Genomic DNA, 21727 nt, shown 5'->3' on the forward strand with positions numbered 1-21727 from the left:
CTCACTGACCGAAGCTGGACGACCATTTCTGGGGCGCTAAGCGGCCACGGGGGACGGAGATGAACGAGCGTCCGCTTCTGAGAAGCGGGGAGGGCGGCCTGAATGTCCGGGTATGGGTCTCGCTCGCCGCGGAGATGCCGGTCCGCTTCCGCCCAAGCGTACCGCAGCCCCACATCAAACTCCGCCCGCTGCGCAACCCTGAGGGTCGCGACGTCCTCGACTACCGTCCGCGCGACGATCCGATAGCCGGCAAGCATACCTGTATTGCGCCCATGCACTAATCGTAATAGGTAACGCGTTACATATTACGCGTGATGGAGCTTGCGCTTGTCGGACGAGTTTGTGCGATCGCAGGGTGTTATCTGGTTGGCGCATGTGCTGCGCCGGCTTGCCAACCGCATTGTCGATGCAAGCGACGAAGTGCTGGCCGACTATGATGTGATCGTGCCCTCCAGCATGGTGTCCGTCGTTCACCTGCTCCATGTACGCGGCCCGCAGACGGTGATGTTTCTCGCCGCGAGCACAGTTCAATCGCATCCGTTGATCCACAAATATGTGGGGAAGCTGAGAGACCAGGGCCTCGTCGAGACGCAGGTCGACCATCCGGATCGTCGGCGCACCCTGGTCGCGCTCACGCCCGCCGGTCAGGCGCAGGCGCGCAAGCTCGTCGCGGTGCGCCGGCATTTCATTCCCGCGCTCGAAACGCTGATGCGGGAGGCGGATGCCGAGGTGTTCGATCCGTTGTGGCGGATCGAGAATGCGCTGCAGGCGCGGAGCCTGACCGACCGCATCCGCGAGCAGCAACGGAATCATCCGGCTCGGAAAGAGGAGGAACGGCCATGATCCTGAGCCTGGCCGCACTGCTCACCATCGAAGCGAGCGACTGCGCGTGCCGCTCCACGCGCCCCCGGCGCCCATGGGCAGCTATGCTGCAAGCCACCGACGCCGCGGCAATCTCGACGCGGGGACTTCCGATGGGGAAAAGCCGGCGCGGCGACGCTGCCGGCTCGGGTGCTTATGCGCCCCTGCAGCACTGCGTCGCGCGCGCGTCGCCGGCTGGATCGCCTTTCGATCCTCGAGTGATGAAGCGTGTGCGCAGATTGTTCGATGCCGAGGCGGCCGGGCACCGGTTCGGCAGCATGACGGTGGCCGTCGTCATGCGCGGCAAGATCGTTCTGGTGCGGAGCTATGGTTTTGCGGATCCGCGGAAGCACATCAAGGCGACCCCGAAGACGCTCTACCGGATCGGCTCGATCACCAAGCAATTTACCGGGTATGCGCTTCTCAAGCTCGCGGAAGACGGCCGCCTCAAGCTGAGCGCACCGGCGTGGCGCTATGTCCCCGAACTGGTCATCCCGCTGGGTGCCCAAGCCGCCTCGGTCGATCTCGTGGCGCTTGCGACCCATCGATCCGGGCTTGCGCGCGAGCCAGGGGATCCGGCGCTGTCCTCGGGGCCCCTGACAGACTGGCAGGCGCGCACGCGGGAGGGACTGGCCGCCGCCAAAGCGCCGTTTCCGCCCAACGCTGAGGGACGATACTCCAACATCGGATATGCTGCACTCGGCCTGGCTATCGAGAAGGCGGCCCAACGGCCCTATGTCGACTATGTCGATCACGCGCTACTGCGGCCGCTCGGGATGCGGTCGACGAGCTTCTCACCGCGCCGCGAGGCGCTTTCGCGGCTGGCGGTTGGCCATCGCCCGGATGGCGATGTTGTCGCGCCAAGAGCGGAATTGGAGAATGGTCGCGGATATCGCATTCCCAATGGCGGACTATTCTCGACGGCTCCGGACATCGCACGATTTCTCGCGTTCGAAATGGGATTCGCATCACGTGCGCCGCTTGATGCCGCCCGGCTTCAACAAAACTATACCCGGAGCTTCGCCGCGGCAGGCGGCGGCCGTTACGGCATAGGATTCACGTCGGAAGACCATGAAGGTCGGACGCTCATGGGCCATAACGGCCTAGTCACCGGTTATGCGGCCAGCGCGTTCTTCGATCCGGAAACGCAAATCGGCATTGTCTGTCTCGGAAGCGCCGAGGGGATGTGCCAGTCGCGCTTCATTGAAGTCTATGCGGCGCTTTCCGATGCCTGGAAGCCGGTGGCGGACAAGATTGAGCTGGTGCGCGATCGCCTCGCTGCACGCGTGCTGTCACAGCGGCCCTATCCATCAGGTGAGCGGGTGCTGCGTGGCTTCCTCGCAGGGCTGTCGTCCGGATCGCCCGACTATCTGCGAATCGGAAATCAACTGAGTAGCGCCGTGCGGGACAATCTCGCCGCTCTTCGGAGCCAGTTCGGCGAGCTGGGCGCCCTGCGCGCAATCCGATTTCTCCGAGTCGACCCAGCAGGCAACGATGTCTACCTCTCGGACTTCTCAAACGGAGCCGTCGAATGGACGGTAACGATCGACGAGCGCGACATCCTTACGGGAGCGATCATGAAGACGGTGCGGTGAGGGGGGAAACGCACGTCGTGCACAGCCCACCTTCCCGGAACGACCGCTTCTGAGATGCGTGCGCCAGGCGAGAGGGCGAAACGAGCTCGCTTAGCCGGCATCTAAGGTTGAGATGAACGAGCGTCCGCTTCCGGAATCGGGCAGGGCCGTGTGAATGTCCGCAACTGGGTCTTCGCTGGTCTAGGCTGCCGGCGCATTCGCAACAGCGGCGCGATACCGCCGCTGGGCTATCTACCCGTACCATTTTCCTCCGGGTCATAGTCCAGCAGATCGCCCGGCCGGCACTCCAGCGCTTCGCAGAGCCTGGCGAGAGTCGAAAAGCGGATGCCTTTAACCTTGCCCGAGCGGAACAGGGAGAGTTGTGTCTCGCTGATGCCAATCCGACCCGCCAGGTCGCGTGCGGTCATGCGCCGTGCGTGCAGCCGTTCGTCCAGAGTTACGCGCACCGGCATTAAAACATCTGCTCCAGTTCGGCTTCCATCGAACCTGCATCGGCGAGGAGGCTCGCCAGCATCAGAAGTGCGGCTCCGACAAAGGCGACGACGAGCGACGCGGGGTCGAAGAACTTGTCAGCACCCTTTTCGAGCAACGCGTGCTTGAGGATTGGGATAACGAAGGTCGCGTAAAGCCCGCCAAAAAGCAGCATCCCGCCGCATCGGCGAAGTCCGCGCAGGGCTCCGGAGCGAAAGCCACGCCCACCGGCGACCTCTCCGAACGCCTGACCTAGAAAGCCTAGGCCCACGAGGTAGCTGAACACGGGCACGACCTGAACGTCGTGGATCGTGAGTACCCGTGTTCCCAGGATCAGGAATGCGATGGCGATCGCACCGGAGATGCAGGCGAGGCGAAACAGCGCGGCGCGACGTCGAAAAGAAGGTTGCATACGAACCCCAAATTTAGGTTTGACTTAAAAAGTCACCATTATATTTTAGTTATTAGTTAAAATTCCGCAAGCTCCGGCTGCGCGTCAGTGCGAGGGGCGGCAAATATGTTCGGTAGGGAGATAGAGATGCGACTATCGGCAGTCGGCTTGGCCGCCAAACTCCTGATGTTGATTGTGCCGCTGGGCGCTTCGTCGGCCGCCGTGCCACGACCCGACAACCATCGCGCAGGTGATATCGCCATCGAAGCAGGGTCGACCCTCACCGGAAAGGGCGTGCGCTTGGCTTACGAGATCGGGACGCTGTTCGTGCCCGAGAACCGCTTGGCTCCTGACAGTCGGCTCATCGGAGTGGGTTTCGCGCGTGTCAAGGCCACGCATGCGGATAGCGCTCCGCCGATATTCATACTGCCGGGCGGTCCGGGCCGCAGCTATCTCAGTGCACTTACCGGCAGCGATGCGGAATCGAAGACGCTTCTGGCGGAGTTGCTGCGCTATGCCGACGCGGGCGACATCGTGCTGGTCGATCAGCGCGGATGGTCGACCCGCGGCGACCTTCTCGAACTCACCGCTCCCGAGAAGTCGCTTAGCGAGCCCCGCAACCGTGAAGCCGAGGCAGTCGAGATGGCCGCACTCGCGCGCAGCGCTATTGCTGCGAACCCCGGCAAGGATCTAGCTGGCTACACCGTCGTCCAATGCGCGGAGGACGTGAACGATCTTCGCGTCGCGCTCGGCTATCGCAAGATCAGTTTGTCGGGGCAGAGTTTCGGATCGCAATGGAGCTTCGCGGTAATGCGGCTGCATCCCGATATAGTCGCGCGGGCTGTCCTGTCCGGCACCGAGCCACTCGACAAGGCGTTCGACATGCCCTCGCAAATCCTCGCGTCGCTCCAACGCATCGCGTGGGAGGCGGAACAAGATCCGAGGCTGCGGCCCTACATCCCCAAAGAGGGATTGATAGGTGCGATCCGCACCGTGGAAGGACGGCTGCGATCAACGCCGGTGACGGTAACGCTTGCCGATTCGGAGGCGACGCGAGCGCGTACGATCAGGTTGGGCGTCGGTGATTTCCAGGCTTCGTTGTTGCGCGCGCCAGCGGATTGGCCCGCTTTCGTATTGTCAGCCTATTATGGCCATTATGACGAACTGGCGGCCGAGGCGGCCCAACGCCGTGCGAATGGGGAAGGACCCGTACGCCTGATCGAGCAGCTGATCGACTCCAGCCTGAACGCGTCACCACAGCGTACCTATCTGCTCAAGACCGATCCCGCGGCATCCCTGCTTGGCTTTTGGGACTTCGACGCGCTGATCGCGTCGGAGGACGCATGGCCGACCCCCACACTCGACGACGGTTTTCGCGCGCCCAAGCGCAACTCGACGCCAGTGATCTTTATACATGGCGACTGGGATATCGCGACCCCGGTTGAGAACATGCTCGGCACGCTGCCCTACTTCCCGAATGCGCGGGCGATGGTGGTGCATCGCGGCAGGCATCATAGCCGCGAGGCGCTATTTGGCGAGCACCCCGACATCGCAGCGCAGGTAGTGGCATTCTTGCGGTCAGGGAACGCAGAGGCGTTGCCCTCCGAGGCGACGCTGTCGCCTCCCATTTTCGCAATGCCGGACTTTCCACCGCCGGCCTTGAAGCGACCTGTGAGCTCGAGAGGCTTGCAACAGCGCAGAAGCCGCATCCGGTGATTATGATCGTGGTCGCTTCCGCCCGGGCCGACCATTTGAACCGTGACCTTGGAACAGATCGGTCAGGGGCTTGCCGACAATAAGCTGATCGTCCCGACCCGACTGCAAGCTTGATTGATCCGTCTCGACTACAGTTGTAGTCATAAATGGTTACCGAAAGGTCAGACGCATGATTGGACGATCCGTTACGCGCCGCAACGCCCTACGGCTCGGCACCGCCTCGTCAATCGCGACCATATTCTCAGCGCGGGTCACTCGAGCGACCGCCACCACCCGGCCCGGCGACGATTTCTATCGATACGTCAACGCTGCTGAGCTCGATCGCATGACGGTGCCCGAAGGGCGGTGGGACTACGGTCAGTTCGATCGCATCGCCGACAAGGTCGATGCCCAACTTCAGAGCCTGATTGAAGCGACGGCCGCAAATTTGTCACCGGCATCCGCGGCCGAACGGATTGGGATCGTATACGCCGCCCTGCTGAACGAGCAGGCTCTCGAGCAAAGAGGTGCCCGGCACATCCAGAGGATATTCCGGGTGATCCGATCCGCAAAGACGCATCAGGCTGTGGCGGCGATCATGGCAGATCCGCGATCCGGTGGACTTATCGCGTTCAATGTCTTTCCCGCCGACGGCGTGTGGACGGTGCATGTCGACCAGCAGAACCAGAGCATGCCGATGCTCGGATTGGCCGCGGCGATATATACGGCAGAGGACGACTATGCGCGCAGCGTGCGCGAGGCGTATCGAACCTACATTCGCGAGTTGTTCGAACTTGCCGGGCTTCCCGACGCCGATCGACGTGCCGGATCGATCGTTGCTCTCGAGACTGAGATAGCACGTCGCCAGTGGGATCTGGAACGGCTTCGCGACCGACGCGCCAATCTCCATATCATGACGGTCGAGGCGTTGGAGGCATATGCGCCAGGCCTCCCTTGGCGAACGATGTTGGCCGCTCGCGGTGTGGGCGATGTGGAGCGGGTCAATGTGGGCGAAGATACGGCAATTGCTTTGCAGGCACGGCTTTTCCGCGAAACGCCGGTGACCACCTGGCAAGATTGGCTCGCATTTTCGTGGCTTCGTAATACGGTGGACGTTTTGCCGGCGTCGTATCGAGACGCATATTGGCGCTTTCAGACGGTCGTGCGCCCGGGAGCCACCAAGCCTACGCGAAAGGCCGAAGCGTTCGGCTTTCTCAAGGCGCGAATGCCGATGGAGCTCGGGCGGCTATACGTGGAAGCCCATTTCTCCGAAGGAAGTCGAGCCTCGGCTGCCGAACTGCTCGGCTATCTGAAACGTGCGATGGCTGAGCGGATTGCGGGCGCGGATTGGATGGATCCGGTCTCCCAGGCGGAAGCGGCTGCAAAGCTCGATGCAATGGCGCTTAAAGTCGGATATCCCCGTACCTGGCCGGAAGGGCAGGCTAGGGACCTTCATCCAGATAATGCGATCGGCAATCTCGACAAGCTCGTCGAACAAGAGTGGTCTCGGCAGCGCGCGCGCCTCACCGACGCGTCTGCGCGCGTCGAGCCATGGTATCAAGCGCCCCAGGCGGTGAACGCTAGCTACAGCGTGCTGCTCAACGCGATCGAGGTGCCCGCCGCGATCCTGCAGCCTCCATTTTTCTCGGCCAAGGGGCACCCTGCCGCCAACTTCGGCGCGATCGGCGCGATCATCGGACACGAGATCGGTCACGGCTTCGACGACCAGGGTCTGCTTTATGACAGCAAGGGAGTGATGCGCCCGTGGTTGTCCCCGGCAGCGCAATCTTCGTTCCGCCGGCGGGCGAAAGGATTGGTCGAGCAATATAGCGCCTTTGAGCCTCTGCCCGGGGTGAAGCTCGATGGCAGCCGCACGCTCGGCGAAAACATCGGGGATCTCTCGGGCGTCTCGCTGGCGCTGCGAGCGTACGAGCTGTATCGAATAGACCATCCGACACCCGACGAAGATCGGCAGGATGCGCTCCGTCAGCTCTTTCGGAGCTGGGCGGCAGTGTGGTGCTACAAGGCGCCGGACAGCGCCATTCGGCACATCGCCGCCAACAGCTACCATGTGCCGCCCGCTTACCGGGTAAATGGCGTCGTCCGCAATATCGACGCGTGGTATCGCGCATTTGCGATTAAACCATCGGATGCACTCTATCTGCCCGCCGACCAACGGATAAGCCTGTGGTAGAGCAAATGTCGACGGAAGGCGTTAAGACTAGCGTGGCTGCGAACGACGGATTGGCAACTGCTTACAGTCCTACCTTCTTCAAACCGACAGCGTCGGCGAGCATTGGTCATATTAGCGGCCCACATGCGCGCAAGGCAGGAGCCGTATTGGAGCCGTCGTCAGTGCGAGCCACGTCTGCGGCGACGGTAAGGCGGAACGCGTCAAATCATCGCGCGTCGGCCGTCGTTAATGGTTAGCGGCCCTCCGTAGGCACGATAGAGCGCCCCAAGCGAACGTTGCTAGTAGGCGATATTCACTTTTAGGCGTCGAGCCGGTTGATCCGGTGGGTGAGCACAGCCACCTGAGGTGAACGAATGCCCGAAGTTTGGGATCAAAAAGCTCGGTCCGAGTGACCGCTTCTGGGTCCTTGCGGCCGCCTAGCTGCCAGTCAGCTGCCGCCCCGATTGCAGACATTCCCGAAACGGCTATCCATCGCAGATGCCGCCACCAAAGCCTTTCATCGTTGAAGCTAACACCACCGTGATTGGTGCGGTGGCCTTTACCGGGTGGGATAGCGGCATGGGGGTAGCGTTCGGCGTTTTTCGACCAAACGAGGCTTACCACCCCTCCGATCATGCAACGCAAATCGACGGCAGCCTATTGGATCGCGTCGTTGATTTGCGGGTCACATGGGCAGATGGACGACCTCTTGCTTGCGACGCGGTGGGGCTTAGCGATCATTCGCTGGAAGTCGGGGATGGCGGCCGGGAAGTCACCGCTTTCGGAGTGCGAGATGATGATTTCTGGAACGGCAGCTAACCACCCGGTCCCGGACGTTCGCGAGCCTGGAGCTGCTGCCAAAAGCGGACTGGCAGGAAATGCCCCGATTGTTGCCGTCCCGCGATATCGCAGAGGTTCCCGAAGTCGGTCAACCCGCATTGCCCGGACGCTGGCCGGAAGCAGTCGTATATCGCGCGGTGAACGATCATAGGGTTGCGGACATGGTGATTGAAGCTAGGCTATCGAAATGTGGCAACTCATCGCGCTCATTTTGGCGCCCATCTCACCTGCCGGAGATCAGGGCTTAACCTTCAAGGGCACGAGCTTTGGACCGAGGCAGCATCTCAGTTGTGAGTGGTTCACGAATTTCGAGAACAGCCGGTTCGAGCAGTGTCGTGTCGTCGGGGCGCAAGCTGTTCGTCTCGAGGATGGTGCCTCGATCGAGTGTTTGGGACAGGCTTGTTCGCAACTCGGCGCCCGGGCTCGGAAGGTAGCTCGTTGGAACAAGCCCGAGCCGGTGTGGGGGACACTCACTGTCGACTTCTATGGTCGGGTGAGTACCACGCGACACGAGAAGCGGTATCTCGGAGATGGAACTATGACCGTATTGATCGAACCACTGCTGCGGGTTCGAGCGAAGAACATCGTTCGTTAATTCCAATCGTATCGGTTCGACCAAGGCGGCAGAGAGCCTCGGCGGCGGCCGCTAAGCTGCCGGTCCGCAATCCACCCGGTTTGAGACATGCCGGCGACCGATCTGGCCCGCCTAAAGCGGTCGTGGCCCGGGCATGAACGAGCGTCTGCAGTTGAGAAGCGGAATGGGCGGTCTGAGCGGCCGCTTGTAAGTCTCTATGCCTCGAGATATCGGACAGGCTACCCATAGGCGCGGGGTTGATTAGAGGAGCTTGTCGAGCGTGATCGGAAGTTCGCGCACGCGCTTGCCGGTCGCGTTGTAGATCGCGTTGGCCACCGCCGCAGCGGTGCCGGTGATGCCGATCTCGCCCACTCCGCGTGCGCCCATCGGCGTGTGCGGATCGGGAAGATCGGTCCAGATTACGTCGATCTCGGGCACATCCATGTGGACAGGCACATGATATTCGGCGAGGCTGGGGTTCATCACCCGGCCATTGCGCGGATCGAACTGGGTCTCCTCCATCAGCGCGAGACCCAACCCCATGATGATCCCCCCGCGGAATTGGCTCGCTGCAGTCTTGGGGTTGAGGATGCGTCCGCAATCGAACGACCCTAGAAAGCGCGACACGCGCGGTTCGCCGGTGATCGCGTTGACCCGCACCTCGCAGAACATCGCGGCGTGGCTGTGCATCGACCAGTGCATCGTCTCGAGCGGCTGCGGCGGCTGCGCCTCGACCACAATGGTCTCGCGCTGCGCCCGGCCGAGGATCGACGCATAGCTCTCCCAGCGATTAGGATCGTCGAGCTTGCACAGCCCTCCGTCGCGGCTGCCGATCTCGTCGGACTTCAATCCCGCGAGCGGCGAATCATTGCCCGCCAGGCTCAACAATTCGGCGACCAGCTTGTTGTACGCCGCGATCACCGCCGCGCCGATCGACGCGGTCTGCTGCGATCCGCCGGCAAGCACCAGCCCGGGCAGCGTCGAATCGCCATAGTTGAACTGCACCTGATCGAGCTCGAGCCCAAGCCGATCGGCGATTACTTGTGTCTGTGCGGTCGAGGTTCCCATTCCCATTTCGTGCGCGGCAACGTCGACCGTGACGCTGCCGTCGTGCGCCAGCGTAAGCCGCGCTGCGCCACCCGGCATGCGGTAATAGGGATAGGTGCCCGTCGCGCAGCCCGTTCCGACCAGCCATTCGCCGTCGCGTACGCTGCCGGGCACCGGATTTCGCTGGCTCCACCCGAACCGGTCCGCACCCATCTGCCACGCCGCGTCGATATGTCGCGCGGAGAAGGGTAGGCCCGAGATCGGATCCTTGTCGGGCTCGTTGCGCAGCCGCAACTCGATCGGATCGATCCCGAGCTTCTCGGCGAGCTCGTCGATCGCACATTCGAGCGCGAAGGTGCCCACGGCCTCGCCGGGAGCGCGCATGAAGGTGTTGCTGACCATGTCGAGTTCGACATGCTGGACGTCGAGCCACAGATTCTCGGTGGCATAGGCGCTGCGCGTCGGCAGGATGAACGGCTCGGGCATCACATTGTGCGCCGTCTTGGCGGTGACGCCTTCATGGATCAGCGCGGTCAGCGTGCCGTCGGCGCGTGCGCCCAGCGCCACGCGCTGCCGTGTCGGCGATCGTCCGCCCACCACCTGGTACACGCCCTCGCGGCTGAGCATCAGCCGCACCGGCCGCCCGGCCATTCGCGCCGCCGCGGCAGCGAGGATCTGATGCTGCCACAGCGTCTTGCTGCCGAAACCGCCGCCGACATAGGGCGAGGTGATCACGACATTCGCGGTCGGGATCTCGAACACCTGCGCCAGCGTCCAGGCCGAATGCGCCACCGCCTGCTGCGCGTCGTGAATGCGCAGCGTGTCGCCCTGCCAGGCCAGCGTCACCGCGTGGAGCTCGATCGGGTTGTGGTTGTGCCGCGGGGTGCCGTAGCTCGAATCGATCGCGACGGGCGCCGCCGCCAGCGCCGCCTTCGCGTCGCCGATCTCGTTGTGCATCGGCCCGCCCATGAACTGCGAAGGGCTGGTCGGCCCGGCGCGGAGCGTTTCGAAATCGGTGGCCGCTTCCTCGGCCGCATAGCGTGCCACGATCAGCGACTTGGCGTAATCCGCCTGTTCCTGCGTTTCGGCGAGCACCACCGCGATCGGCTGGCCGTTCCAGTGGATGCGGTCGTTCTGCAACACCGGCACGCTATCCCCCGCCGCGGCCTTGGGGTCGCTCATGAACAGCGGCGCGGGCTTGAGCCGCGGCGCGTTATAGTGCGTCATCACCAGCACCACGCCCGGCGCTGCCTCGGCCGCGCGCACGTCGATGTCGGTGACTCGGCCCTTGGCGATGCTGCTATAGGCGACCGCGGCATAGACCATGTCCTCGATCGGGAATTCCGCCGCGAACGGCGCGGCGCCCGAGACCTTTTTGGGCCCATCGATCCGCGACACCGGCTTGCCGACATGGCCGTGCTTCCGCTCGATCAGCGGGTCGGGGGTGCCGCCGGGCATCCAGCTATCGGGAGCGAGCGCCACCGCGCGGGCCATGGCCCCCTGCATCAGCCCTTGGGCGAGCGTCTTGGCGTCCTCGACAATGCTCATGCCGCCTCTCCCGCGAGCTGCCCGAGCATCGCGACGATCGTCCGCCGCGCCAGCTCGATCTTGAAGCCATTGTCCTTTTGCGGCCGCGCCACTTCCAACTCGGCATCGGCGGCGGCGCGGAAGGCCGCTTCGCCCGCCGGCTGGCCGAGCAGCGTCGCTTCGGCGCGTTGGGCGCGCCATGGCTTGTGCGCGACGCCGCCTAGGGCCAGCCGCACGTCTTCGATCCTGCCGTCCGCAACTTCGAGCGCCGCTGCGACCGAAACCAGCGCGAAGGCATAGCTCGAACGATCGCGCACTTTCCGGTAGCCGGAACGCGCGGCGATCGGCAGCGGCGGCAGTTCGATCGCGGTGATCAGCTCGCCGGGTTCGAGAAGCGTCTCCATATCAGGCCGGTCGCCGGGTAAACGGTGCAGTTCGGCGAACGGCAGGCTGCGCGGACCATTGCGGCTTTCGAGGTGCACCGTCGCGTCCAGCGCCGCGAGCGCGACGCACATGTCCGAGGGGTGCACCGCGATGCAGGCGTCGGAAGCGCCGAAAATCGCATGGTTGCGGTTGAATCCCCCGATCGCATCGCACCCCTGGCCGGGGCTGCGCTTGTTGCAGCGCGACCCCTGGTTGTCATAGAAATAGGCGCAGCGCGTGCGCTGAAGCAGATTGCCGCCAACTGTCGCCATGTTGCGGATCTGCGCGCTGGCGCCCGCGACGATCGCGCGGGACAGCATCGGATAGCGGGTGCGAACCAGCCGATGCTCGGCGAGGGCGGTGTTGCGCGTCGCCGCACCGATCCGCAGCCCGCCCTCGGGCGTCTCCACGATCGAACGGTCGAGCTCGGTGACGTCGACCAGCGCCGCGGGGCGCTCGATCGTCTCGCGCATCAGGTCGACCAGATTGGTGCCGCCGCCCAGATATTTGGCGTCGGAAACGCCGATATGGCGCAGCGCCTCACCGGCATCGGCAGCGCGGGCATAGTGGAAGGGGTTCATTCGGCCGCCTCCGCAAAGGTCTCGGCGATCGCCGCGACGATGCCGTTATGCGAACCGCAGCGGCACAGATTGCCGCTCATCCGCTCGCGCAACTCGTCAGGGCTGAGCGCGATCTGATCGGCGGCGATATCGGCGGTGACGTGGCTCGGCACGCCGCGCTTGAGTTCCTCGACCATGCCTATCGCAGAGCAGATTTGTCCCGGCGTGCAATAGCCGCACTGGAATCCGTCATGCAGTACGAACGCCTGCTGGAGCGGATGCAGGTCTTCCGGCGTCCCAAGGCCTTCGATCGTCGTGACCTCACGCCCTTCATATTGCACCGCGAGCGCAAGGCAGGAGAGGATGCGCTCGCCATCTACCAGCACGGTGCATGCGCCACATGCGCCCTGGTTGCACCCTTTCTTAGTGCCGCTAAGGCCAGCATGTTCGCGAAGCAGGTCGAGCAGCGAGACACGGGGGTCTTGCGGGAGCGGCGTTTCAACACCGTTGACACGGACAGGCATGAACCGCTCTCCCGGAGAATTGGCCGTCGATCTGCGCCGGCTGTCTTTCTCATAACTCCAAAGCAACGAATCGGTGCCCACGGCAATCCCCCGCCCGCCTTTGATGAGCGGAAGGCAGAGCTTGGGAGCGAGGCGACGTGGCAGTCGCGTTCTCGTCTCGTCCGGCAGGCGCCCCTTCGGGGGCTAACCGCCGGCTGAAACTCGCCTTCCAGTCGACATATGGAAGAATGGCTCGCTCCTGATGAATGGACCATCGCCAGGGGCAGCGCGATCGAAGGGCATTGGTTGGCAGAGCAGTCGAAGACCGTCCCTGGACAGGGCGCAAAGCGTATCCGCCAAAGATGTTACTCGAAGGGTCTTCGAGACGGCGGCTTCGTCCCAGATGTCGCCGTTTAGCGTCAGGAGCGGCCAAGGCTCGCGAGCGCGATTTCCAAATATGAATGGTTTGCCGGAATCGGGGAAGGGGAGGGCGGTTAGTGACGCTTCTGGCTTTAGGCTGTCACTCTCGCTCACCTCAAGTCGCCCGACGTCCGGAGGCTTCACTGAGTGGCGTCGAGAATAACCGCGACCGTCTCCGCCGGCATGTCCCACATCGGAAAGTGGCCGCTGCCTTCGAACCAGTGGAGCCGGGCGGCGGGAAAGGCTGCTTGCGCGCGCGCAGCCTGCCTCGGTAGGCAAAGCCGGTCGTGCCGACCCCACCCGATGAGGACCCGACCAGTACCGGCGGCCGCGGGTCCGGCCTGTTCAGGCCCCGTAGCAAGGTCATGGACCAGCGCGTCGAACGTCAGCGTCTTGCTGAGACCCTCCAGCTCGGTGGCGACGACCTGACCATCAAGCGCCCAAGGACGCGCGGAGAGCTGCGCGAGCAGCGCCGTGCGCGACGCGGCGTTTCGGCTCAATGCGGGTAAGTGCGCGCGAATGGCGCGCAACAGGCGACCGGAAGCGCCGATGGTGATTCTGAAGAAGGTCCGCTCCCAACCGCGCCAAAAGCCGCCGGGATCGAGCGCGACCACGTTGCCGACGACCCCGCGCCGTGCGAGCTCGAGCACGATTCGCGCCCCCATGGAGCTTCCGACGGCATCAATGCCGGTCAGGCCTGCCTCCGCGATGTACCGCTCGACGCTGCCCACCAGACCGTCGAACGTACCGCTGTCGGGCTCTGCGGGCGTGGCACCATGGCCGGGAAGGTCGATCGCGATAACCCTTCGCGAGGCGCTGAGCGCGTCCAAGATGGTACTCCAGGATCGCCAACTCCCGCCCAGGCCGTGGATCAGAAGCAGCGTGCGTCCAGTGCCGCGCTCAATATTGTTCATGCCGTGCCGGCCTTGTGACTGTGAGGCTCCCAACGAGCGCGGCTGTTCGTTGATCCGACCACCGCTGCTTAAACGCACGTCGCAGAACGTCGTGGAGACCTACACACAGGCGGCGCTCAGGCTCCGGTGGTTAGTTGATTAACGGGCGTCCGCTTTCGAGCAGCGCAAGGTGCGCATTGAGCCTCCGTTCATGGCTATTTGCGGCTGCAGCAGAAAGCCGAACAAGCTCCGCTTTCCACAGCCTGCTCATACGCGACAGACGGCAAATCGCCCAGAAGCCGACGTCATTACCGTCGACGTTCCTACCTTGATCAGAAGCAGGCCCAGGTTGGAATGCGGGGTTCAGCGGAGCGCACGCTGGCGGGCACCTGCGGTGCCGCCAGGGTTCGCGCGCCTCTTGCTTCCGCATGGCACACTCGCGCGGCCGGAGGGCAGCGCGGCGGCTGGCCCACAGGCCCGCGCGCACGCCGCGCTGCCGCCGGCCTCTCGCGAGAGAGCCACTTTGCGGTCGCCTGACGGCTTGTTCTCGCGCCATTGGCTGCGTGGAACGACTCCACGTCGAATCGAGTCTGAGTGTCGGAGGTGTTCCGATGACCCGGGCGACTATAGCGACGAAGACGACGACTGCGCGACGGCTGGCTGCGCGCATGGGGGGGGCGGCGCTGAAGCCGCCGCCATTCCGCCCGGTGCAGCTGGCCCAGCTCGTCGACACCGTACCGGCAGGCGACCGCTGGCTGCACGAGATGAAATATGACGGCTATCGCACGCTGACCGCAGTCGGTGGCGGCGAGGCCCGCGCCTACACACGATCCGGCCTCGACTGGTCCGATCGATTTTCTGGAATTGTAGCGGAGGCCGCCAGGCTGAAGGTTCGCTCGGCGCTGATCGACGGCGAGGCGGTCGTGCTCGACGCGAACGGGCGGTCGAGCTTCCAGGCGCTGCAGGGCGCCTTGAAGGGTGCGCCGGCAACGATCGATTTCTACGCCTTCGACCTACTGGAGCTCGATGGCGAGGATTTGACCTCGCTGCCGCTGGTCGAGCGCAAGTCCAGGCTGCGCGCGATCCTCCCCGAGCGGAATGATCGTCTGCGCTTCTCCGATCACATCGTCGGCAGTGGCGAGAGACTGCTCGCCAGCTTCTGCTCGGCCGGCCTGGAAGGCGTGATCTCCAAGCTGGCGACGGGGCGCTATATCGGCTCGCGATCGGGCGGCTGGCTCAAGACCAAATGCATCAAGCGGCAGGAGTTCGTAGTCGTCGGCTGGACGCCGTCCGACAAGTCGCGCGCCTTTCGGTCCCTGATCCTCGGCGTCCACGAGGACGGCGTGCTGCGCTACGCCGGCAAGGTCGGGACCGGCTTTTCCAACGACGAGATCTTCCGGCTGATGGAGACGATGCAGCCGCTCGAGCAGGAGGCGCCGACTGTCAAGGCACCGCGCGCCGAAGTGCGCGGTGCGCATTGGCTGGAGCCGCGTCTCGTCGCCGAGATCGCCTATACCGAGATGACCAACGAGGGCACGTTGCGGCACCCCAGCTATCTGGGGCTGCGCGCCGACAAGAAGCCCGAGGCGATCGTGCTCGAGACCGAAATTCCGGTCGCGGACATCGCGGCGCCGGCGGTCAGCACCGTCAAGATCAGCAACCCCGAGCGCATCATCGATCCCGACAGCGGCATCACCAAAGGGCAGCTTGCCGACCATTATGCGGCGGTCGCCGGGATCATGCTGCCCTGGATTGGCAGCCGCCCGATCAGCCTCGTACGGTGCCCGCAGGGCCGCGCCAAGAAATGCTTCTTCCAGAAGCATGACGCCGGGAGCTTCGGCGACGCGGTGAAGCATGTCGGCATCATGGAGAAGGACGGCCATGAAGAGCCGTACCTGTATATCGACACCGCCGACGGGCTGATGACCTGCGTGCAGATGGGCACGATCGAGTTTCATGGCTGGGGCGCCAGGATCGAGGATGTCGAGAAGGCCGACCGGCTGGTGTTCGACCTCGATCCCGATGAAGGCCTCGACTTCGAGGCCGTGCGGCGCGCGGCTTTCCACTTCCGCGACATCCTCAAGTCGATCGGCCTAGAGACCTTCCCGATGGTCACCGGCGGCAAGGGGATACATGTCATCGCGCCGTTGGTACCGAAGGCCGAATGGCCCGAGGTGAAGGACTTCGCACATCGGCTGGCGCAGGCGGTCGCCCAGGCCGATCCCGCCAATTTCACCGCCGCCTTGCCCAAGGCGCAGCGCAAGGGGCGCATCTTCGTCGACTATCTGCGCAACCAGCGCGGCGCGACGGCCGTGATGCCCTATTCGGTGCGGGCGCGCTCGGGCGCGCCGGTCGCGGCGCCGATCACGTGGAAGGAAATGGAGACGATCGCGACACCCGCCCGCTGGCACGTCGGCGATGCGGCCGAACTGGTGCGCCGTGCCGGATCGAGAGCGCTGCTCGGCTGGGGCCGTGCGGACCAGGTCCTGCCCGATCTTTGATAAAGCCGCGAGGATCGTCCGTACACTGACCTGTGCTAGACCGGCGCGCGGTCGGCTCCTGCTCGCGGGGACCGCCCCCGCTCCTGGAGGCACTTCCTTGGCCCGGCCCACGGCCTAACGCCATCAACCCGTAAAGGGTCCGCTATGCCTCGCATGCGGCCGCTGCGGCTGCGCCTCCGCGGTGATTGCGGCCGTGCGCCGGGCACTTCGGGCGCCTGTCGAGCGGGGGCGGTCCTCGCTCCCGGACAGGAGCTCGGACATGCCGCTCAACCTCGCACAAAGGAACGCCTGGAACCTCTCGCGAACGCTCATGACCGTCATGGTCGTGTTCCGGATCGAAGGCAGCAATTTCGGCGTCGCCGAAGAGCGCGAGTTCGACGGAGATCCGTTGCTGATCGTCCGCGAATTTGATCCCTTCGTCCGCTGAGGGCGGAGGCTTCCGGGCCAGGCCGCAGACTCAAAAAATCTGCCTGTCGGCTGTCGCCCCGTTCCGGACATTAACACATCGCGAGTGGTGGGTTAGATCGGCATCTCGATCATGCGGATCGAAAGGGATGAAGTGGTGCTTGTGATGCTTTCGGGGTGCTCGGGAGGAGGCAAATCGACCCTGCTTTCCGAGCTTGCAGGACGTGGCCATCCCGTGGTCGCTGAAGCGGCGCTACGGATCCTGCGTGAGGAGCAGCAAGGCGATGGACGTGCGCTCCCGTCAGTCGATGCACTGGCGTTTGGCCGGCGCGTGATGGCCATGTCCGTAGCGGATCACGAAGCGGCGCGAGGGCTTACCTTTTTCGATCGCGGCGTTGTCGACGCAGGGGTGATAATAGTCTCGCGAGGTGGTCCAATCCCCTCGGAAGTTACCCGCTACCGTTATGATCGTGTCTTTTTCGCTGCGCCTTGGCCTGAGATTTACGAAGTCAACGAAGATAGGCGCCACGGCTTCGAAAAAGCCCTGAGCGACTACCATCGTATGAAGGCGGCCTATCTGCACGCTGGATACGCGCCAATCGAACTACCTCGCGACACTGTCGCTGCCCGTGCTGACTTCGTCTTGTCCCGCGTCACAGATAGCTCGCGTCCGCTTTAACACCCGATCTCGGTCATCATGAGTTCACGACCTAGTTTAGCGCGCCTTCGCGGCTGACCTGCATCGCCGGCGTCCATGCGCATTCCGGAGTGTCGACGAAGTCCTTGAGCAGCTTGGCGTAGCGCTTGCCGATATATTCGCCGGTCTCGCGGCGCTCGCTCGGCACCCGCCCCAGACCGCAATTGAAATCGACTGCGACCATCACGTCAATGAGCGCGATCCGCACGATATCCGGGCTCACATAGCCGCCCTCGGTGCCGGGCACCGCATTGAGGCCGATCACCGTTTCGAGCACGGCATCGAACAGCCGCTTCGAATATTCCGCCTGGCTCTCGCTCAGTGCGCGATTGCCTTCCGCTGCCTTGTTCATGCCAGCCACGTTCATGTCCTGTCTGTGATTCGATGGAACGAATATAGAACATTGAAAGGCTGAGTCCAACCTGACTGGTCGCCTTGTGCTGATTTGCGATCGGCACCCGCCGTTCGCGGGCGCCTAAGCCTCGCGTCGAGGCATTGCATACCTGGGGCAGCCAGCGTCCTGAGTCCCTGCCCCGCCTCTGATCAGTGCGATGTCGAGCGGTGCACGGTGGCCGGCTGACGATCGAATGCTAGGCTGCGCGGCGAGCTTGGCTACGGCACACCTATGCGCGCGGCCGAGAGGCAGACAGGGGCGTGCGTTTCGGGGTGCGGTCGGCCGGTCGGGTCCGGATTCTGCCTGGTTCACGGGTCTGGTCGCAACCTGCCACGCCGATTGAATGATGCGCGGGATCGTTCACCATCATCATCTCGCGCTTCCCGGCCGCCCCTGAGGCCTCGTTGATGGCGGTGTGGCCGGATACCGGCTTCGCCTCGACTGACTGGCCGCAACTGCCCAAGCAGACTTTCTTCCCCTGGGCTTCCACCCCCACGCGCGAGCGCGCGGGGACCCCGGACACGCCCATTCCTCGCGAGGCAAGAAAGCCCGTTTGGGCAGTCCTCCGCTTTGCTGCGGGCAGAGCTGCGGCGTCATTCGCACCCGTCCTTCTGACGCCATCGAGGCCGCATGGGGCGGTCCTCGAAAACGGAGTAAGTGACATGGCGAACATCGGCAGCTTCAAGAAGGTCGGCGAGGAATATCAGGGCTCGATCGTGACCCTCAGCGTCCAGGCCAAGGGCGTCCGGATCGTTCCAGAAGACAACCGCCCGAACGACAACGCACCGACCCACCGGGTCTATGTCGGCCGCGCGGAGATCGGCGCCGCCTGGTCCAAGACCTCGGCGGAGCAGCGCGACTATCTCTCGGTCAAGCTCGACGATCCGAGTTTCACCCAGCCCATCTTCGCGAACCTGTTCGACGACGAGGGCGGCGAGACCTACAGCCTGATCTGGTCGCGCCCGCGGCGCTCCGGCAACGACTGACACGAGGCCAAGGCGCCCCGCCGGCGACGGGGGGGCGCCTTTCGCGTGTCTGGTTTGGCTCGGGGCTATGGGAGGCTGGCCGCGCGCGGGGACAGGGCTGGACCGTCACGGGGCGTTCGAAAGCGGGCGGCGAATGGCGAGCCTTTCCGGCGGGAATAGTCCCGGCCGGAGCGCTTCGCCGTCGCCATTCGCTCGCCCTTATTGGCCCAGCCCCAATGGCTAGCGAAGCACGACCGCGCCGATTTCGCGCAGGAATTCCTGCGGCGAAATCCGGCATATCGCGCGGCCTGGCGGGCTCGCGGAGGGAGCTTGACCAGTGAGGCGGCGTTGCTTGAAGCGTCGCGCTGGGGGCTGGTGCGCCTGTTCGATCCCGACCGCCCGGTGCGTGCCGAGCCCGCGATCTGGCGCGCCGACTGCGCCTCGCCGATCGTCTCGCTGGTAGCCGCGCCGCGCGGCCTGGGCGGCGCGGCGGCGCTGCCGGACGTCGCTCCGGTCGTGGACTTTAGCCTCGCCAATTTGCGTCACCTCGTCTTCGACATCGCCGACGCCAGGCACCGCTTTCAGGTCATGGCCGCCGCTCGCGATGCGCCGCTGGCCGTCCTGCTGCCGCCGCACGGCGACGCGCTGTGCGCCGCCGCCTGCGACGCGGCCCGGCGCATGTTCGCGGGGCTGAGCGTCGCTGAGCCGCTGGCCGTCTTGCGCCCGAGCGCCTTGCAGCGCCAGCGCCTGGCGCTGCTCCTGCGCGTGCTCGACGCCGCCCTGGCGGGCGCCAGCAATCGCGAGATCGGCACGAGACTCGTCTATCCCTGGCTCGCCGGAACCGACGCCGTACCGTGGAAGGCAATGAGCGAGCGCCGCCGCGTCCAGCGGCTCGTCGCTGAGGCGCGCGCGCTCGCCGCGCGCGGCTATCGCGGGCTGTTCACCGCCTCGGGGCGACATTAGCTGGGGTGCGCTTTCGCCCGCTCCCTCAGCCTCGCCATCCGCCGCCATTGAATGCCGGTGATTGGAACGAGCCCGAGGAACTTACCGGGCCAACGCGGAGGCTTGGATGACAGGTGAGACGACGCAGCGGCTGCTCAGGACGCCCGATGCCGCGCTGCTTCTGGGCCTGTCCGCCCGCACGCTCGAGAAGCACCGCTGCTACGGAACCGGCCCGGTCTACCGCAAGCTCGGCGGACGCATCGTCTATTCGGTCGACGACCTGATCCGCTGGGCCGACCAGGGCGTCCGCCGCTCGACTTCGGACAGCGGCACCGGCATCGTTCACCCCGCCAAGCGCATCGATCCGAGCATCCTCGACCGCAAGGGCGCGGTGCGGCGATGAGCGATCTGGTCGCCTCCTCCGGGACCGGCGCGCTTGTCCCCGCAGGTGGACAAGCCTCTCCCCTGGCGGGGATAACCACGGTCGAGCTGACCTGGGTAGAGCAGGCGACCGAGCGCTGGATTCGCTTCGGCGCGCCGCTACTCGACCAGGTCCTCGATCGGCGGCGGCGCCTGCTCTCGTTCGCCGCCGGCAGCGTGTTCGCCTTCGTCCGCTGGGCGTCGAACGACTATGGCACCGTCCTTTCCCGCCTCGCTATCGTTCGCGCCGTCCCGCCCGGTGAAGCCTTTACGACGCTTGCCTGCGTCGCGCCCGGCGGCGAACTGCTGCTGCATCTGGGCGGCTGGCCCAAAGTCCGCCGGGCGCTCGCGCTGATCGACGCCGTCGAGGATATGGGCGTGGATCCGAGCGCGGTCGCGCCCGATTACTGGCGCCATGCGCATAACCGGCTGGTCGCCGGCTTCGCGCCGCGGGCCTATTCGCCGGCGCGGCATCGCGCCTGGCTGCTGCGCCGTGAGATCGGCGCATGACTCGCTTGGGCATCCTGCTCACCGGCTATCTCGCGATCGGCGCGGTGATGATCCCGGCCTTTGTCCGCCCGGTGCCGCGGCTGATCTGGAACGCCAGCGCCAGCGTGCCCGTCGGCCTCTATTCGGCGCGGCCCGCAACAGCTGCGAAGGTGGGCGATCTGGTCGCGGCGCATGCGCCGGCGCCGGTCGCCCGACTGATGGCGGAGCGCGGCTATCTGCCGCTGCGCGCGCCGATGCTGAAGCATGTCGCGGCGGTCGCCGGGCAGCGCGTCTGCCGTGTCGGCCTGGCCATTTCGATCGACGGCAAGCGCGTCGCGGAGGCGCGCGAGCGCGACCGCGCCGGGCGTCCGCTTCCATCCTGGAGCAGGTGTCGCACCCTCGGCACCGGCGAGGTTTTCCTGCTCAATCCGGCGTCGGCCGCCAGCTTCGACGGGCGCTATTTCGGGCCGGTGCCGGCGCGTCGAATCGTCGCGGTGCTCTCCCCCCTCTGGCTTGCCGGTAGCGGCGAGACCGCCCCGCCGAGCGCCGCCGCGCGCCGTGAAATCCTTCCCAAGCGAAGACCAAGGAGCGTTGAAATGATCAGGATCGGAGAATTTCGCGAGCAGGGTGACGGCTATGTCGGCCGCCTCGAGATGCTCGGACTGCGGGCGGCGGTGGCGATTGTTCCCGCAACGAGGAGCGATATCCGGAACGCTCCCGACTACCGCGTCCATGCCGGCGAATACGCCGACGGACCCGAGATCGGGGCTGCGTGGAAGCGCACCGGCGAACGCGCCGGCGCCTATCTCGCGGTCGTCGTCGACGACCCGCAATTCCCGCGGCCAATACGTGCCAACCTCTTCCGGCCGATCAGCGAGGGCCAGCCGCATCTGCTCTTCTGGCAGCGCAACCAGCGCCGCCGCGAGACCGAGCAGCAATAG

At 64.9% G+C, this 21727-nt stretch carries 22 protein-coding genes; 15 read left to right on the forward strand and 7 right to left on the reverse strand.

Translation table 11 applies throughout. The annotated features are described in order from the left end of the window. Positions 1 to 59: 59 nt before the first annotated feature. From AC3WJI_RS00140 to AC3WJI_RS00150, 3 genes are read left to right on the forward strand one after another with little or no spacing between them, the layout of a single operon-like run. Complete coding sequence (locus AC3WJI_RS00140; protein WP_492755196.1) at positions 60 to 281, forward strand: hypothetical protein; 222 nt, start codon at positions 60 to 62, stop codon at positions 279 to 281. 46 nt (positions 282 to 327) lie between these two features. Continuing rightward, on the forward strand, positions 328 to 843 hold the full coding sequence (locus AC3WJI_RS00145) for a MarR family winged helix-turn-helix transcriptional regulator (protein ID WP_492755197.1): 516 nt from the start codon (positions 328 to 330) through the stop codon (positions 841 to 843). Beyond that, on the forward strand, positions 840 to 2456 hold the full coding sequence (locus AC3WJI_RS00150; protein WP_492755198.1) for a serine hydrolase domain-containing protein: 1617 nt from the start codon (positions 840 to 842) through the stop codon (positions 2454 to 2456). Before AC3WJI_RS00145 ends, AC3WJI_RS00150 begins: the two co-directional genes overlap by 4 nt. Before the next feature lie 227 nt (positions 2457 to 2683). On the opposite strand, the gene AC3WJI_RS00155 is transcribed toward AC3WJI_RS00150, so the two are convergent. After that, on the reverse strand, positions 2684 to 2908 hold the full coding sequence (locus AC3WJI_RS00155) for a helix-turn-helix domain-containing protein (RefSeq protein WP_492755199.1): 225 nt from the start codon (positions 2906 to 2908) through the stop codon (positions 2684 to 2686). Then, a complete protein-coding gene (locus tag AC3WJI_RS00160; protein ID WP_492755200.1) occupies positions 2908 to 3339 on the reverse strand; it encodes a hypothetical protein in 432 nt (143 codons plus the stop codon). The genes AC3WJI_RS00155 and AC3WJI_RS00160 overlap by 1 nt, the downstream gene beginning before the upstream one ends. A gap of 126 nt (positions 3340 to 3465) precedes the next feature. Between AC3WJI_RS00160 and AC3WJI_RS00165 the strand changes: the two genes are divergently transcribed. The 4 genes from AC3WJI_RS00165 to AC3WJI_RS00180 all read left to right on the forward strand — a co-directional run bounded on the left by AC3WJI_RS00165 (position 3466) and on the right by AC3WJI_RS00180 (position 8621). After that, positions 3466 to 5034 (forward strand): alpha/beta hydrolase, encoded by a 1569-nt coding sequence (locus AC3WJI_RS00165; RefSeq protein WP_492755201.1) that lies wholly within the window; start codon positions 3466 to 3468, stop codon positions 5032 to 5034. 169 nt (positions 5035 to 5203) lie between these two features. After that, a complete protein-coding gene (locus AC3WJI_RS00170) occupies positions 5204 to 7207 on the forward strand; it encodes a M13-type metalloendopeptidase (RefSeq protein WP_492755202.1) in 2004 nt (667 codons plus the stop codon). 477 nt (positions 7208 to 7684) lie between these two features. After that, positions 7685 to 8005: a hypothetical protein gene (locus AC3WJI_RS00175; RefSeq protein ID WP_492755203.1), complete on the forward strand. Its 321-nt coding sequence runs from the start codon at positions 7685 to 7687 to the stop codon at positions 8003 to 8005. Between the two features lie 208 nt (positions 8006 to 8213). Next, positions 8214 to 8621, forward strand: a complete 408-nt coding sequence (locus tag AC3WJI_RS00180) for a hypothetical protein (protein ID WP_492755204.1) — start codon at positions 8214 to 8216, stop codon at positions 8619 to 8621. Positions 8622 to 8861: 240 nt separating this feature from the next. Here the strand turns inward: AC3WJI_RS00180 and AC3WJI_RS00185 are convergent, their stop codons facing one another. The 4 genes from AC3WJI_RS00185 to AC3WJI_RS00200 all read right to left on the reverse strand — a co-directional run bounded on the left by AC3WJI_RS00185 (position 8862) and on the right by AC3WJI_RS00200 (position 13994). After that, positions 8862 to 11195 carry a xanthine dehydrogenase family protein molybdopterin-binding subunit gene (locus tag AC3WJI_RS00185; protein ID WP_492755205.1) on the reverse strand — a complete coding sequence of 778 codons (2334 nt, stop codon included), beginning with the start codon at positions 11193 to 11195 and terminating at the stop codon, positions 8862 to 8864. Further along, the gene (locus AC3WJI_RS00190; protein ID WP_492755206.1) at positions 11192 to 12178 is read right to left on the reverse strand and encodes an FAD binding domain-containing protein; all 987 of its coding nucleotides are present in this window, start codon (positions 12176 to 12178) and stop codon (positions 11192 to 11194) included. The genes AC3WJI_RS00185 and AC3WJI_RS00190 overlap by 4 nt, the downstream gene beginning before the upstream one ends. Further along, positions 12175 to 12681, reverse strand: coding sequence for a 2Fe-2S iron-sulfur cluster-binding protein (locus AC3WJI_RS00195; protein WP_492755356.1), 507 nt, complete (start codon positions 12679 to 12681; stop codon positions 12175 to 12177). Before AC3WJI_RS00195 ends, AC3WJI_RS00190 begins: the two co-directional genes overlap by 4 nt. Before the next feature lie 539 nt (positions 12682 to 13220). Continuing rightward, positions 13221 to 13994 carry an alpha/beta fold hydrolase gene (locus AC3WJI_RS00200; RefSeq protein ID WP_492755207.1) on the reverse strand — a complete coding sequence of 258 codons (774 nt, stop codon included), beginning with the start codon at positions 13992 to 13994 and terminating at the stop codon, positions 13221 to 13223. 590 nt (positions 13995 to 14584) lie between these two features. On the opposite strand from AC3WJI_RS00200, the gene ligD reads away from it, so the two are divergent. The 3 genes from ligD to AC3WJI_RS00215 all read left to right on the forward strand — a co-directional run bounded on the left by ligD (position 14585) and on the right by AC3WJI_RS00215 (position 17558). Further along, complete coding sequence (gene ligD, locus AC3WJI_RS00205; RefSeq protein ID WP_492755208.1) at positions 14585 to 16474, forward strand: DNA ligase D; 1890 nt, start codon at positions 14585 to 14587, stop codon at positions 16472 to 16474. Positions 16475 to 16733: 259 nt separating this feature from the next. Then, on the forward strand, positions 16734 to 16901 hold the full coding sequence (locus AC3WJI_RS00210; protein ID WP_492755209.1) for a hypothetical protein: 168 nt from the start codon (positions 16734 to 16736) through the stop codon (positions 16899 to 16901). Between the two features lie 111 nt (positions 16902 to 17012). Then, positions 17013 to 17558, forward strand: a complete 546-nt coding sequence (locus AC3WJI_RS00215; RefSeq protein WP_492755210.1) for an AAA family ATPase — start codon at positions 17013 to 17015, stop codon at positions 17556 to 17558. A gap of 31 nt (positions 17559 to 17589) precedes the next feature. Here AC3WJI_RS00215 and AC3WJI_RS00220 read toward each other — a convergent pair whose 3' ends face one another. Continuing rightward, complete coding sequence (locus tag AC3WJI_RS00220; RefSeq protein ID WP_492755211.1) at positions 17590 to 17928, reverse strand: hypothetical protein; 339 nt, start codon at positions 17926 to 17928, stop codon at positions 17590 to 17592. A gap of 704 nt (positions 17929 to 18632) precedes the next feature. Between AC3WJI_RS00220 and AC3WJI_RS00225 the strand changes: the two genes are divergently transcribed. The 5 genes from AC3WJI_RS00225 (at position 18633) to AC3WJI_RS00245 (ending at position 21727) form a co-directional block, all read left to right on the forward strand. Further along, on the forward strand, positions 18633 to 18956 hold the full coding sequence (locus AC3WJI_RS00225; protein WP_492755212.1) for a DUF736 domain-containing protein: 324 nt from the start codon (positions 18633 to 18635) through the stop codon (positions 18954 to 18956). A 201-nt stretch (positions 18957 to 19157) separates the two neighbouring features. After that, on the forward strand, positions 19158 to 19898 hold the full coding sequence (locus AC3WJI_RS00230) for a DNA -binding domain-containing protein (RefSeq protein WP_492755213.1): 741 nt from the start codon (positions 19158 to 19160) through the stop codon (positions 19896 to 19898). A gap of 106 nt (positions 19899 to 20004) precedes the next feature. Next, complete coding sequence (locus tag AC3WJI_RS00235) at positions 20005 to 20280, forward strand: helix-turn-helix transcriptional regulator (RefSeq protein WP_492755214.1); 276 nt, start codon at positions 20005 to 20007, stop codon at positions 20278 to 20280. Beyond that, complete coding sequence (locus AC3WJI_RS00240) at positions 20277 to 20807, forward strand: DUF2840 domain-containing protein (protein WP_492755215.1); 531 nt, start codon at positions 20277 to 20279, stop codon at positions 20805 to 20807. Before AC3WJI_RS00235 ends, AC3WJI_RS00240 begins: the two co-directional genes overlap by 4 nt. Then, a complete protein-coding gene (locus AC3WJI_RS00245; protein WP_492755216.1) occupies positions 20804 to 21727 on the forward strand; it encodes a DUF736 family protein in 924 nt (307 codons plus the stop codon). The genes AC3WJI_RS00240 and AC3WJI_RS00245 overlap by 4 nt, the downstream gene beginning before the upstream one ends.

This window comes from Sphingomonas sp. FW306-1B-B10E (assembly GCF_058782005.1).

Excerpts from the sequence above, each read along its gene's own strand:
- AC3WJI_RS00140 (WP_492755196.1), top strand. The coding sequence starts at position 60 with ATGAACGAGCGTCCGCTTCTGAGAAGCGGGGAGGGCGGCCTGAATGTC.
- AC3WJI_RS00150 (WP_492755198.1), top strand. The coding sequence starts at position 840 with ATGATCCTGAGCCTGGCCGCACTGCTCACCATCGAAGCGAGCGACTGC.
- AC3WJI_RS00155 (WP_492755199.1), bottom strand. The coding sequence starts at position 2,908 with ATGCCGGTGCGCGTAACTCTGGACGAACGGCTGCACGCACGGCGCATG.
- AC3WJI_RS00160 (WP_492755200.1), bottom strand. The coding sequence starts at position 3,339 with ATGCAACCTTCTTTTCGACGTCGCGCCGCGCTGTTTCGCCTCGCCTGC.
- AC3WJI_RS00165 (WP_492755201.1), top strand. The coding sequence starts at position 3,466 with ATGCGACTATCGGCAGTCGGCTTGGCCGCCAAACTCCTGATGTTGATT.
- AC3WJI_RS00170 (WP_492755202.1), top strand. The coding sequence starts at position 5,204 with ATGATTGGACGATCCGTTACGCGCCGCAACGCCCTACGGCTCGGCACC.
- AC3WJI_RS00175 (WP_492755203.1), top strand. The coding sequence starts at position 7,685 with ATGCCGCCACCAAAGCCTTTCATCGTTGAAGCTAACACCACCGTGATT.
- AC3WJI_RS00180 (WP_492755204.1), top strand. The coding sequence starts at position 8,214 with ATGTGGCAACTCATCGCGCTCATTTTGGCGCCCATCTCACCTGCCGGA.
- AC3WJI_RS00185 (WP_492755205.1), bottom strand. The coding sequence starts at position 11,195 with ATGAGCATTGTCGAGGACGCCAAGACGCTCGCCCAAGGGCTGATGCAG.
- AC3WJI_RS00190 (WP_492755206.1), bottom strand. The coding sequence starts at position 12,178 with ATGAACCCCTTCCACTATGCCCGCGCTGCCGATGCCGGTGAGGCGCTG.
- AC3WJI_RS00195 (WP_492755356.1), bottom strand. The coding sequence starts at position 12,681 with ATGCCTGTCCGTGTCAACGGTGTTGAAACGCCGCTCCCGCAAGACCCC.
- AC3WJI_RS00200 (WP_492755207.1), bottom strand. The coding sequence starts at position 13,994 with ATGAACAATATTGAGCGCGGCACTGGACGCACGCTGCTTCTGATCCAC.
- ligD (WP_492755208.1), top strand. The coding sequence starts at position 14,585 with ATGACCCGGGCGACTATAGCGACGAAGACGACGACTGCGCGACGGCTG.
- AC3WJI_RS00210 (WP_492755209.1), top strand. The coding sequence starts at position 16,734 with ATGCCGCTCAACCTCGCACAAAGGAACGCCTGGAACCTCTCGCGAACG.
- AC3WJI_RS00215 (WP_492755210.1), top strand. The coding sequence starts at position 17,013 with ATGCGGATCGAAAGGGATGAAGTGGTGCTTGTGATGCTTTCGGGGTGC.
- AC3WJI_RS00220 (WP_492755211.1), bottom strand. The coding sequence starts at position 17,928 with ATGAACAAGGCAGCGGAAGGCAATCGCGCACTGAGCGAGAGCCAGGCG.
- AC3WJI_RS00225 (WP_492755212.1), top strand. The coding sequence starts at position 18,633 with ATGGCGAACATCGGCAGCTTCAAGAAGGTCGGCGAGGAATATCAGGGC.
- AC3WJI_RS00235 (WP_492755214.1), top strand. The coding sequence starts at position 20,005 with ATGACAGGTGAGACGACGCAGCGGCTGCTCAGGACGCCCGATGCCGCG.
- AC3WJI_RS00240 (WP_492755215.1), top strand. The coding sequence starts at position 20,277 with ATGAGCGATCTGGTCGCCTCCTCCGGGACCGGCGCGCTTGTCCCCGCA.
- AC3WJI_RS00245 (WP_492755216.1), top strand. The coding sequence starts at position 20,804 with ATGACTCGCTTGGGCATCCTGCTCACCGGCTATCTCGCGATCGGCGCG.